Below are 11,233 nucleotides of genomic sequence, written 5' to 3'. Positions count from 1 at the left end.
GGCGTGCGGTCGGGTCGTCCGCGTACTGGACGTACGTGGGCGATTCGGTCGTGCGGCGAGGTGCCGTGCCAGGGGTCGCGGGCCCGGGAAGATCGGCGAGACATCCCCTAGGGCCTGTCCGAGGAGCTCATCTCCCACACCAGCAGTTCCGCCGGCGTCACCCCCACCGCCGCCAGACCCTCGGCGCCGGTGATCCGGGCCGAGTCCCCGGGGCCCAGCGTCTCCCCCGCGAGGCCGGCCTCACCGCGCACCACGTGGACGTAGAGGTGCGCGGCGTCCGGCATCGCCGTCCGCTCCCCCGCCGCCAGCCGCCGCACGTGCAGCATCGCGCCGGCGCCGGGCAGGGCGTACGGCGTGGAGTCGGCGATGCCCGGCACCACCTCGTACGACGGCTCCCCGCCGGGCTTCAGCGGGGCCAGCCACATCTGCACGAAGGTCAGCGGGACCGTGCCGTCGTTGCGCTCGACGTGCCGGACGCCCGCGGCCGCGCTGAGGTGCTGCACGTCACCGGGGCGGACCACGCTCTCGTGACCGGCCGAGTCCCGGTGGGTCAGCTCGCCCTCGACGACCCAGGTGACGATCTCGGTGTGGCTGTGCGGGTGCTCGTCGAACCCGGCGCCGGGGGCGAGCCGTTCCTCGTTGCAGGCGATCACCGCGCCGAAGCGCAGGTTCGCGGGGTCGTAGTGCGGCCCGAAGGACAGGGCGTGCCGGGAGTCGATGCCCGCCTCCGGGTCTCCTCCGTGGTAACGCTCAGCGGCGCGCCGTACCTCCATCACGCCCCCACGGTAGTGCGCGCGGCGCCCGTGCCGCAGGCAAGTACCGGCCGGTGCGGAAGGGCGAGACGGACCCGGCGGCACATGCGCGCGTCCCGATAAGGCAGTCTTGTCCCCGTGCCCGAACCCGAATCCCACCACAGCGACCCCGCGGTACCCGCCGTCCACCCGCACACCGCGACCCTGCGGCGGCTGGAGAAGTCCTCCGGCACTCTCGCCGCACAGGCCATCGCGCGGATGGACGACACCCTGCCGTGGTACCGGGCCATGCCCCCGGAGAACCGGTCCTGGATCGGGCTCGTGGCGCAGGCGGGCATCGCCGCCTTCACCGAGTGGTTCCGGCACCCCGAGGCGCCCCAGGCCATCTCGACCGACGTCTTCGGCACCGCGCCGCGTGAGCTGACCCGCGCGATCACGCTGCGCCAGACCGTGGAGATGGTGCGCACCACCATCGAGGTCATGGAGAGCGCCATCGACGAGGTGGCCGCGCCCGGTGACGAGCGCGTGCTCCGCGAGGCGCTGCTGGTCTACGCCCGCGAGATCGCCTTCGCCACCGCCCAGGTCTACGCCCAGGCCGCCGAGGCACGCGGTGCCTGGGACGCCCGGCTGGAGTCGCTGGTGGTGAACGCGGTGCTCAGCGGCGAGGCCGACGAGGGCGCGGTGAGCCGGGCGGCGGCGCTCGGCTGGAACTCGCCGGAGCACGTCTGCGTGGTGCTCGGCACCGCCCCGGACGGCGACAGCGAGCTGACCGTGGAGGCGATCCGGCGGGCCGCCCGGCACGCCAAGCTCCAGGTGCTCACCGGTGTGCTCGGGGACCGCCTGGTGGTGATCGCCGGCGGCAGCTCGGTGCAGCCGCTGAACGTCGCCAAATCGCTGATCGGGCCGTTCGCGCCGGGTCCCGTGGTAGCGGGGCCGGTCATGCACGACCTCCAGGCCGCGACCCGGTCCGCGCAGGCCGCCGCGGCCGGGCTGAAGGCCTGCACAGCCTGGCAGGACGCGCCCCGGCCGGTGCTGGCGGACGACCTGCTTCCGGAGCGCGCCATCGCGGGTGATCCCAGTGCGCGCGAGCAGTTGGTGGAGGAGATCTACAGACCGCTGGAGGAAGCGGGCTCGGCGCTGCTGGAGACCCTGAGTGTCTACCTGGAGCAGGCGAGCAGCCTGGAGGGCGCGGCGAGGATGCTCTTCGTTCACCCGAACACCGTGCGCTACCGGCTCCGACGTGTGACTGACGTCACCGGCTGGTCGCCCTCCGATGTACGATCCGCCTTCACGTTGCGGATCGCCCTGATCCTGGGGCGGCTCACCGATGGGGAGTTCCAGCCCTAGCCTTTTGTCGGGGGCCCACAAAAGCCATCCGAGTTATTCGTCCTTGTCCCCACGGGCGGCTTCGGCCGTCTCCAAGAGAGAGTGTGAGAGTGCTCGTACTCGTCGCTCCCGGCCAGGGTGCCCAGACGCCCGGCTTCCTGACCCCCTGGCTCGAACTCCCCGGTGCCGCCGACCGTGTCGCCGCGTGGTCCGACGCCATCGGACTGGACCTCGTCCACTACGGGACGCAGGCCGACGCGGAGGCGATCCGCGACACCGCCGTGGCTCAGCCGCTGCTGGTCGCCGCCGGACTGCTGTCCGCCGCGGCACTGGGTGACATCGCGCCGGGCGCGGTCGCGGGCCACAGCGTCGGCGAGATCACCGCCGCCGCCTTCGCGGGCGTGCTGGACGACGTCTCCGCCCTGAGCCTGGTGCGCAAGCGGGGTCTGGCCATGGCCGACGCCGCCGCGATCACCGAGACCGGCATGTCGGCGCTCCTCGGCGGCGACCCGGAGGTCTCCGTCGCGCACCTGGAGAAGCTGGGCCTGACCCCGGCCAACATCAACGGCGCCGGCCAGATCGTCGCGGCGGGCACGCTGGAGCAGTTGGCCGCGCTCGCGGAGGACAAGCCGGAGGGCGTCCGCAAGGTCGTCCCGCTCAAGGTGGCCGGTGCCTTCCACACCCGCCACATGGCGCCCGCCGTCGACACGCTGGCCAAGGCCGCGGCCGAGCTGGCCCCGGCGGACCCGAAGCTGACCTACGTCTCCAACAAGGACGGCCGCACGGTCGCCTCCGGCACCGAGGTGCTGGAGCGGCTGGTCGGCCAGGTCGCCAACCCGGTCCGCTGGGACCTGTGCATGGAGACCTTCAAGGAACTGGGCGTCACCGCGCTGATCGAGGTGTGCCCCGGCGGCACCCTGACCGGCCTGGCCAAGCGCGCACTGCCCGGTGTACGGACGCTCGCCCTGAAGACCCCCGAGGATCTCGACGCGGCGCGCGCGCTCATCGCCGAGACCGCGACTCCTGCCGCTGACGCGGCGGGCGCCTGACAAGGAGCCCATGCCAATGGCGAAGATCAAGCCCAGCAAGGGCGCCCCGTACGCGCGCATCCTCGGGGTCGGCGGCTACCGCCCGACCCGGGTGGTGCCCAACGAGGTGATCCTGGAGACGATCGACTCCTCCGACGAGTGGATCAGGTCCCGCTCCGGGATCGAGACCCGGCACTGGGCGGGCCCGGACGAGACGGTCGCCGCGATGTCCATCGAGGCGGCGGGCAAGGCGATCGCCGACGCGGGCATCGACGCCGACCGGATCGGCGCCGTGGTGGTCTCCACCGTCTCGCACTTCAGCCAGACCCCGGCCGTGGCCACGGAGATCGCGGACAAGCTGGGCACCGACAAGGCCGCCGCCTTCGACATCTCGGCCGGCTGCGCGGGCTTCGGCTACGGCCTGACCCTCGCCAAGGGCATGGTGGTGGAAGGTTCCGCCGAGTACGTGCTCGTCATCGGCGTGGAGCGGCTCAGTGACCTGACCGACCTGGAGGACCGCGCGACGGCCTTCCTGTTCGGTGACGGCGCGGGCGCGGTCGTGGTCGGCCCGTCCCAGGAGCCCGCCATCGGTCCCACGGTGTGGGGCTCGGAGGGCGACAAGGCCGGCACCATCAAGCAGACCGTCCCGTGGGACCGCTTCCACGTCGGGGACGTCTCCGAACTCCCCCTGGACAGCGCGGGCAACATCAAGTTCCCCGCGATCACGCAGGAGGGCCAGGCGGTGTTCCGCTGGGCCGTGTTCGAGATGGCGAAGGTCGCCCAGCAGGCGCTGGACGCGGCCGGGATCTCCTCGGACGACCTGGACGTCTTCATCCCGCACCAGGCCAATGTGCGGATCATCGACTCGATGGTGAAGACTCTGAAGCTGCCGGAGCACGTCACGGTCGCCCGTGACATCCGTACCACCGGCAACACCTCGGCCGCGTCGATCCCGCTCGCCATGGAGCGGCTTCTGGCGACCGGCGAGGCCAAGAGCGGCGACACGGCGCTCGTCATCGGATTCGGGGCGGGTCTGGTCTACGCCGCCACGGTCGTTACCCTCCCCTAGGCACTCCGTGCCGGGCCACCCGGTCCGCCACGGGGACAAATGCCACCTCACTGTCTGAACATCGAAGAAGGAGAGCGCCTGACATGGCCGCCACCCAGGAAGAGATCGTCGCGGGCCTTGCCGAGATCGTGAACGAGATCGCCGGCATCCCCACCGAGGACGTCAAGCTCGACAAGTCCTTCACGGACGACCTCGACGTCGACTCCCTGTCCATGGTCGAGGTCGTCGTCGCCGCCGAGGAGCGCTTCGACGTGAAGATCCCCGACGAGGACGTCAAGAACCTGAAGACCGTCGGTGACGCCACCGACTACATCCTCAAGCACCAGGCCTGAGTCACCCTCGGACCTAGCTGCTAGGCCCCGCCACCCGGCGGTGGCGCCGTAGATCCCGCATCTGTTGGAGAAAGAATTCCCGTGAGCCCGACCAATCGCACCGTGGTCGTCACCGGTATCGGCGCAACCACACCGCTGGGTGGCGACGCAGCTTCCACCTGGGAGGCCATGCTGGCCGGCCGGTCCGGCGTCAGCCGCCTGGAGCAGGAGTGGGCGGCCGAACTGCCGGTTCAGATCGCCGCGCAGATCGCCGTCGAGCCGGGTGAGATCCTCCCCCGGCCGCAGGCCCGCAAGCTGGACCGGTCCGCGCAGTTCGCGCTGATCGCCGCTCAGGAAGCCTGGAAGGACGCCGGTTTCACCGCCAAGGCCGGTGAGGACCAGTCCGTGAACCCCGACCGCCTCGGCGCGGTCATCGCCTCCGGCATCGGTGGCGTGACGACCCTCCTGGACCAGTACGACGTGCTGAAGGAGAAGGGCGTACGCCGGGTCTCCCCGCACACCGTGCCGATGCTGATGCCCAACTCCCCGGCGGCCAACGTCGGTATCGAGCTGGGCGCGCGCGCCGGTGTGCACACCCCCGTCTCGGCCTGCGCCTCCGGCGCCGAGGCCATCGGGTACGCGATCGAGATGATCCGCACCGGGCGTGCGGACGTGGTCGTGGCCGGTGGTACCGAGGCCGCCATCCACCCGCTTCCCATCGTCGCCTTCGGCAACATGATGGCGATGTCCAAGAACAACACCGACCCCGAGGGCGCGTCCCGCCCCTACGACTCGGGCCGTGACGGCTTCGTGCTCGGTGAGGGCGCCGGCGTCATCGTGCTGGAGTCCGAGGAGCACGCCAAGGCGCGCGGTGCCCGGGTCTACGCCGAGGCGATCGGCCAGGGCATCTCGGCCGACGCGCACCACATCACGCAGCCGGAGCCCTCGGGCAACGGCATCGCGCAGGCGCTGCAGAACCTGCTGGACTCGACCGACCTGAAGCCGGCGGAGATCGTGCACGTGAACGCGCACGCGACGTCGACGCCCCAGGGCGACGTGGCCGAGGTCAAGGCGCTGCGGAAGGTCTTCGGCGACGACGTCGACCACATGGCCATCTCCGCGACCAAGTCGATGACGGGTCACCTGCTGGGCGGCGCGGGCGGTATCGAGACCGTCGCGTCCATCCTGGCCCTGGTCAACCGCACGGCCCCGCCGACGATCAACGTCACCGAGCTGGACCCCGAGGTCAACGCGGACGTCGTCGTGGGCGAGCCGCGCCGGCTGCCCGAGGGCCGGATCGCGGCGCTGAACGACTCGTTCGGTTTCGGCGGCCACAACGTGGTGCTGGCGTTCCGCACCGTCTGATCCGAAGCACACGGAGAAAGGCCCCCACCGGTCGGTGGGGGCCTTTCTCGCGTACAGGTGTGACGGCGGCTCAGACCACCTGGTGGAGCCAGCGGACCGGGGCGCCCTCGCCCGCGTGGCGGAAGGTCTCGAGTTCGTCGTCCCAGGGCTTGCCGAGGAGCTTGGAGAGTTCGGCCTCCAGGTCGCTCTCGCCCTGGCGGCTGCGATGGAGGGCGGCGCGCAGGCGGTCCTCGGGGATGAGGATGTCGCCGTGGATGCCGGTGACGGCGTGGAAGATGCCCAGTTCGGGGGTGCAGCTGTAGCGCTCGCCCTCGGCTGCGGCGGAGGGCTCGGCGGTGACCTCGAAGCGGAGCAACTGCCAGCCGCGCAGCGCGGAGGCGAGCTTGGAGGCGGTGGCCGCCTCGCCCTGCCAGGAGAACTCCGAGCGCCAGGTACCGGGGGCGGCGGGCTGCCTGATCCAGTCCAGGCTGACGCGCGTGCCCAGCACCCCGGCGATGGCCCACTCGACATGCGGGCACAGCGCGCGCGGCGCGGAGTGCACGTACAGAACTCCACGTGTCGTCACCGGAACCTCCGGGCTGAGCGGGACATCTTGCGGGCTGGTCGAGCGGCCATGACGCGACGGCCGCGTTGATGGCGAGGCTACCTTGCGGGGATGCAAGGAGTGTGACGTACCGTCGGTCCCGGTGCCAGGAAACCTTCGCCATTCACCCAGGGGGACGCTTGTACGGGGGTGTGCCGTTCCAGCGGGGGCGGACGGGAACCCGCGCACGTTGTGATGGGTGGGCGCACCGGCGGTCGGTGCGCGAAGGAGCGAGGAGACCTGCGGGGATGCGGAAACCAGGCCACCGGGCGCGGGCCGTCCTCGCCGTGCTGACGGCGGCCGTGCTGGCGAGCGGCTGTGACTCCGTCCGGGGCGGTGACGCGGGTACGGGCGTGTCCCGGCCCTCCGCCAGGCCCTCCCCGGTGTGGAACGCGCACCCGGACTCGGTCGCGGCGGTGGGCGACTCCATCACCCGCGGGTTCGACGCCTGCCAGGTGCTCGCGGACTGCCCGGAGGTGTCCTGGGCGACCGGCGCGGACGCCGGCGTGGACAGCCTGGCCGTACGGCTGCTGGGGCGGCAGGGCGCGGCCGAGCGGGGCTGGAACTACGCGGTGACCGGCGCCCGGATGGCCGACCTGCCCGGTCAGATGGCCGAGGCGGTGCGGCGCCGCCCGGAGCTGGTGACGGTGATGGTGGGCGCCAACGACGCCTGCCGGTCCTCGGTGTCGGCGATGACCCCGGTGGCGGACTTCCGCGCCGACTTCGAGCGCTCGATGGCGACACTGCGCAAGGAGCTGCCCCGGACACAGGTGTACGTGGCGAGCGTGCCGAACCTGCTGCGGCTGTGGTCGCAGGGGCGGGCCGACCCGCTGGGCAAGGAGGTGTGGAAGCTGGGCATCTGCCCCTCCATGCTGCGCGGCGCGGACGACCTGACCGAGGCGGCGACGGTGCGCCGCCAGGAGGTCCAGCGCCGGGTGCGGGCGTACAACGCCGTGCTGGCCGAGGTGTGCGCGAAGGACGAGCGCTGCCGCTCCGACGGCAACGCGGTCTTCGACTACCGCTTCGGCACCGGGCAGTTGAGCCAGTGGGACTGGTTCCACCCGAGCCTGGACGGTCAGGCCCGGCTCGCCGAGATCGCGTACCGGACGGTCACGGAGCGCAGACCGTGACCTAAGGTTTCCCACATGGGCGAACTTTTCGGCACACTTTCCGACGGGACCCCGGTGCACCGCTGGACGCTCGAGCGCGGTGGGGTACGGGTCCGGGTGCTGTCGTACGGCGGGATCGTGCAGTCGGCCGAGGTGCCGGACCGGGAGGGGCACACGGCGGACGTGGTGCTCGGCTTCCCCTCCGTACAGGGCTATGTGGACCATCCGGGCCCGTACCTGGGCGCGTTGGTGGGCCGGTACGCCAACCGGATCGCGGGCGGCCGCTTCCCGCTCGACGGGCGGACGTACGCGCTGGCCCGCAACAACGGGCCCAACTCGCTGCACGGCGGCGACCGGGGCTTCGACCGGTACGTGTGGGACGCGGAGCCGGTGGAGCACGGGGTGCGGCTCAGCCGGGTCAGCCCGCACGGTGAGGAGGGCTTCCCGGGGCGCCTTCACGTCTCGGCGACGTACACGCTTCAGGAGTCGGGTGCGCTGCGGATCGCCTACGAGGCGGTGACGGACGCGCCGACGGTCGTGAACCTCACCAACCACTCGTACTGGAACCTCAGTGGCTCGGGGCACGCGGGCGGTCATGAGCTGCGGCTGGCCGCCTCGCGGTACACGCCGGTGGACGACGGGCTGATCCCGGTGGGCGAGCCCGTGGACGTGACGGGCTCGCGCTTCGACTTCCGCGCCTCCCGCAAGGTCGGCTCCGGGTACGACCACAACTACGTGCTGGACAAGGGCGTCACGCCGGCGGCCGAGGAGGTGGCAGAGCTGTACGACCCGGCGTCCGGGCGGGTGCTGACGGTGGCGACGACCGAGCCGGGCCTCCAGCTCTACACCGCCGACCACCTGGGCGCGCCGTTCGCGCCGGGCGAGGGGATCGCGCTGGAGACCCAGCACTTCCCCGACTCACCGAACCGCCCGGACTTCCCCACCACCCGGCTGGAGCCGGGCGAGGTGTACCGCTCCGCGACGGTGTACGGCTTCGGGACGCGCTGAGCCGCCCCGGACAGCATTCAGCCCCGGTCCGGGTGTCAGGTTCCGGGACCGGGGCTGGTGTCGACGGTAATCCGCGCCGGGCGGCCGGTGGCGCAGGATCGCGGGTCCGGGCGGGTTCTCCTACGAACCCTTCACTCCCGTGTCACGACTTCGCCTTCTCGCCCGCCGGGCCGGGGTCAGGCGGTGACCGGCTGGTCGCTCTCCGGCTGCTCCTCGGCGAGGGGTTCGCCGAGGAGGTCACGGGTCAGCAGGGTGGCACCGGCGACCGCGCCGGGCATCAGGAACACCGCGACCACGGGGACCAGGAAGGCGAGGCCCAGCGGGACGCCGAATCCCCAGGCGAGCATCTTGCGGGAGCGCAGCAGGGCGAGCCGGGCACGCAGGTCGACGTCCCGGCGCTGGAGGGCCACGGAGGTGAGTTCCTCGGTGAGGAAGAACCCGGTGACGAAGAAGCCGAGGACGGGTACGACGGTCTGGCCGACCACGGGCAGGAAGCCGAGCGCGAAGAGCAGGATGCCCCAGACGCAGGCCCGTACCAGGATGCGCAGGCTGTCGCGGGCGGAGATCCACAGGTCGCGCCACATCGGCCGGTCGGAGCTGGGCGCGGTCCCGTCGGGCGAGACGTCGGCGTCGGTTCGCTCGGAGAGGCTCTCGTAGAAGGGCTGGCCGATGAGCAGGGTGGCCGCGGTGAAGGTGAGGACGGCCAGCAGCAGGGCGAGGGCGAACAGCACGACGGTGAGGAAGCCCCTGAAGACGCCCTGCCAGGGACCGGACCAGTCGTCGGCGAACGGGGTCGCCCAGGTGACGGCGTCGGAGCCCCACACGCCGAGCGCGACCAGCACGGCCACGTAGAGGACGAGGGTGATCAGGCCGGGCAGCAGGCCGAAGCCGTACTGCCGTCCGTGCTGTGCCACCCACCGCTGGCCGTTGAGGAGATGACGGAACCCCACCCCGAGATCGCGCATGGCGGGGACTTTACCCGCAGCCGTGGGTTTCAGGCGTCGAGCATGCGGCGGAGCAGGTCGCGCAGGGAGGAGCGCTCGGCGGTGGAGAGGCCGGCGAGGGGTTCGCGGGCGAAGTGCAGGCCCTCGCGGAGGTCGCGGGCGACCCGCAGGCCCTCCTCGGTGGCGGCGGCGAGCTTGACCCGGCGGTCGGCGCTGTCCGGGCGCCGCTCGACCAGGCCGCGCGACTCCAGCCGGTCCACGATCCCGGTCACGTTGGACGGCTCGCACTTCAGCCGCTGGGCGAGCTTGCGCATGGGCAGCGGCTCCAGGGCGAGGAGACTGAGCAGACGGGCCTGCGGCCCGGTGAGCGCGTGGCTGGCCGCGGCCTCCTCGTAGTCCGCGTAGAAGCGGGCCACGACGTCGCCGATCAGCTCGACGACCTCCATGGTCAGGGGGTCGGCGGAGCGCCGACGGACGGTGGGGTGCGGCGGCTGGGTGGACATGCCCTCCAGGATACCGGGTTACTTGACATCATGAAATATTTAGGAGCATGGTTGTTTCAGGTACTGAAGTAAATTGAGGAAGAAGGTCGACCCCAGATGTCCGACTCCCCCGCCCTTCCCGCCGTGAGCCGTGAGTGGCAGTTGCTGCGTCGTCCCGTGGGCTGGCCGAAGCCCGAGGACTTCGCACTCGTCGAGGTGCCGATGCCGGTGCCCGGCGAGGGCCAGGTGCTGGTACGGAACGAGTACCTCTCGGTGGACCCGTACATGCGGGGCCGGATGAGTGCCGCGAAGTCCTACTCCGCCCCGTTCGAGCTGGGTGAGCCGATGGAGGGCGGCGCGGTGGGCGTGGTCGTCGCCTCCGACGTCGAGGGCATCGAGCCCGGCGACCATCTGCTGCACTTTCTCGGCTGGCGCGAGTACGCGGCCGTGGACGCCAAGAAGGCCGTCAAGGTCGACCCGGGCGCCGCGCCGCTCTCCACCTACCTCGGCGTGCTCGGCATGACCGGCCTGACCGCGTACGCCGGCCTGCTGCGCACCGCCGGGTTCAAGGAGGGCGACATCGTGTTCGTCTCCGGCGCGGCCGGCGCGGTGGGCAGCCAGGTCGGCCAGCTCGCCAAGCTCAAGGGCGCCTCGCGGGTCATCGGCTCGGCCGGGTCCGACGAGAAGGTGCGGCTGCTGGTGGACGAGTACGGGTTCGACGCCGCGTTCAACTACAAGGACGGCCCGGTCGGCGAGCAGCTCCGCGAGGCCGCGCCGGACGGCATCGACGTGTACTTCGACAACGTCGGCGGCGACCACCTCCAGGCCGCCATCGCCGAGCTGAACCTGCACGGCCGGATCGCCATCTGCGGCGCGATCTCGGTCTACAACAACACCGAGCCCGCCCCCGGCCCGAACAACCTCACCCGGCTGATCCAGACCCGCGGCCGGATCGAGGGCTTCCTGGTCGGCGACCACTACGACCTCCAGCCGGAGTTCGTCCGCGAGATCGCGCCCCTGGTCGCGTCGGGCAAGCTGAAGTACCGCGAGACGGTCGTGGACGGCATCCAGAACACGCTGGAGGCGTTCCTCGGGGTGCTGCGCGGGGACAACACCGGGAAGATGATCGTCAAGCTCTGACCGGCGTCCTGCGCCGGCTGCCGGCCGTCGGACCTCGCGGAGGCCGCATCCCCGGACGGGGGGTGCGGCCTCCGCCATGTCTCAGCCCTTCAACGCCGCCTCGTGCACGGCGGCGG

The 11,233-nt window shown here is 71.7% G+C and carries 12 protein-coding genes; 8 read left to right on the top strand and 4 right to left on the bottom strand.

All coding sequences use genetic code 11. The features are described from left to right. Positions 1-107 precede the first annotated feature (107 nt). Positions 108-773, bottom strand: coding sequence for a pirin family protein (locus CCN33_RS13130; protein WP_086693813.1), 666 nt, complete (start codon positions 771-773; stop codon positions 108-110). A gap of 117 nt (positions 774-890) precedes the next feature. On the opposite strand from CCN33_RS13130, the gene CCN33_RS13125 reads away from it, so the two are divergent. The 5 genes from CCN33_RS13125 (at position 891) to fabF (ending at position 5,851) form a co-directional block, all read left to right on the top strand. Then, positions 891-2,099, top strand: a complete 1,209-nt coding sequence (locus CCN33_RS13125) for a PucR family transcriptional regulator (RefSeq protein ID WP_086693812.1) — start codon at positions 891-893, stop codon at positions 2,097-2,099. Between the two features lie 89 nt (positions 2,100-2,188). Next, complete coding sequence (locus CCN33_RS13120) at positions 2,189-3,127, top strand: ACP S-malonyltransferase (protein WP_086693811.1); 939 nt, start codon at positions 2,189-2,191, stop codon at positions 3,125-3,127. A gap of 16 nt (positions 3,128-3,143) precedes the next feature. After that, entirely contained in the window at positions 3,144-4,175 is a 1,032-nt protein-coding gene (locus tag CCN33_RS13115) for a ketoacyl-ACP synthase III (protein ID WP_030808130.1), read from the top strand. Positions 4,176-4,258: 83 nt separating this feature from the next. Then, on the top strand, positions 4,259-4,507 hold the full coding sequence (locus CCN33_RS13110) for an acyl carrier protein (RefSeq protein WP_030808133.1): 249 nt from the start codon (positions 4,259-4,261) through the stop codon (positions 4,505-4,507). Positions 4,508-4,588: 81 nt separating this feature from the next. Next, complete coding sequence (gene fabF / locus CCN33_RS13105; protein ID WP_086693810.1) at positions 4,589-5,851, top strand: beta-ketoacyl-ACP synthase II; 1,263 nt, start codon at positions 4,589-4,591, stop codon at positions 5,849-5,851. A gap of 70 nt (positions 5,852-5,921) precedes the next feature. Here fabF and CCN33_RS13100 read toward each other — a convergent pair whose 3' ends face one another. Then, entirely contained in the window at positions 5,922-6,416 is a 495-nt protein-coding gene (locus CCN33_RS13100; RefSeq protein ID WP_086693809.1) for a DUF3145 domain-containing protein, read from the bottom strand. Between the two features lie 266 nt (positions 6,417-6,682). Here CCN33_RS13100 and CCN33_RS13095 point away from each other — a divergent pair, with 266 nt between their 5' ends. Both CCN33_RS13095 and CCN33_RS13090 read left to right on the top strand, forming a co-directional pair. After that, a complete protein-coding gene (locus CCN33_RS13095; protein WP_086693808.1) occupies positions 6,683-7,564 on the top strand; it encodes an SGNH/GDSL hydrolase family protein in 882 nt (293 codons plus the stop codon). Positions 7,565-7,579: 15 nt separating this feature from the next. Then, positions 7,580-8,551 carry an aldose epimerase family protein gene (locus CCN33_RS13090; RefSeq protein WP_086693807.1) on the top strand — a complete coding sequence of 324 codons (972 nt, stop codon included), beginning with the start codon at positions 7,580-7,582 and terminating at the stop codon, positions 8,549-8,551. Between the two features lie 176 nt (positions 8,552-8,727). Here CCN33_RS13090 and CCN33_RS13085 read toward each other — a convergent pair whose 3' ends face one another. Continuing rightward, positions 8,728-9,516 (bottom strand): EI24 domain-containing protein, encoded by a 789-nt coding sequence (locus CCN33_RS13085; RefSeq protein WP_086693806.1) that lies wholly within the window; start codon positions 9,514-9,516, stop codon positions 8,728-8,730. A 29-nt stretch (positions 9,517-9,545) separates the two neighbouring features. Next, on the bottom strand, positions 9,546-9,998 hold the full coding sequence (locus CCN33_RS13080; protein WP_086693805.1) for a MarR family winged helix-turn-helix transcriptional regulator: 453 nt from the start codon (positions 9,996-9,998) through the stop codon (positions 9,546-9,548). A 96-nt stretch (positions 9,999-10,094) separates the two neighbouring features. Between CCN33_RS13080 and CCN33_RS13075 the strand changes: the two genes are divergently transcribed. Further along, entirely contained in the window at positions 10,095-11,117 is a 1,023-nt protein-coding gene (locus CCN33_RS13075) for an NADP-dependent oxidoreductase (RefSeq protein ID WP_086693804.1), read from the top strand. Positions 11,118-11,233: the final 116 nt, after the last annotated feature.

The sequence above is a fragment of the Streptomyces recifensis genome (genome assembly GCF_002154615.1).
GTDB classification, from domain to species: Bacteria; Actinomycetota; Actinomycetes; order Streptomycetales; family Streptomycetaceae; genus Streptomyces; species Streptomyces griseoluteus.
This window is presented reverse-complemented; position numbering and strand designations above follow the sequence as displayed.

Bases quoted from the DNA above. Each gene is read 5' to 3' on its own strand.
- CCN33_RS13130 (WP_086693813.1), bottom strand. From the start codon at position 773: ATGGAGGTACGGCGCGCCGCTGAGCGTTACCACGGAGGAGACCCGGAG.
- CCN33_RS13115 (WP_030808130.1), top strand. From the start codon at position 3,144: ATGGCGAAGATCAAGCCCAGCAAGGGCGCCCCGTACGCGCGCATCCTC.
- CCN33_RS13110 (WP_030808133.1), top strand. From the start codon at position 4,259: ATGGCCGCCACCCAGGAAGAGATCGTCGCGGGCCTTGCCGAGATCGTG.
- CCN33_RS13095 (WP_086693808.1), top strand. From the start codon at position 6,683: ATGCGGAAACCAGGCCACCGGGCGCGGGCCGTCCTCGCCGTGCTGACG.
- CCN33_RS13090 (WP_086693807.1), top strand. From the start codon at position 7,580: ATGGGCGAACTTTTCGGCACACTTTCCGACGGGACCCCGGTGCACCGC.
- CCN33_RS13085 (WP_086693806.1), bottom strand. From the start codon at position 9,516: ATGCGCGATCTCGGGGTGGGGTTCCGTCATCTCCTCAACGGCCAGCGG.
- CCN33_RS13080 (WP_086693805.1), bottom strand. From the start codon at position 9,998: ATGTCCACCCAGCCGCCGCACCCCACCGTCCGTCGGCGCTCCGCCGAC.
- CCN33_RS13075 (WP_086693804.1), top strand. From the start codon at position 10,095: ATGTCCGACTCCCCCGCCCTTCCCGCCGTGAGCCGTGAGTGGCAGTTG.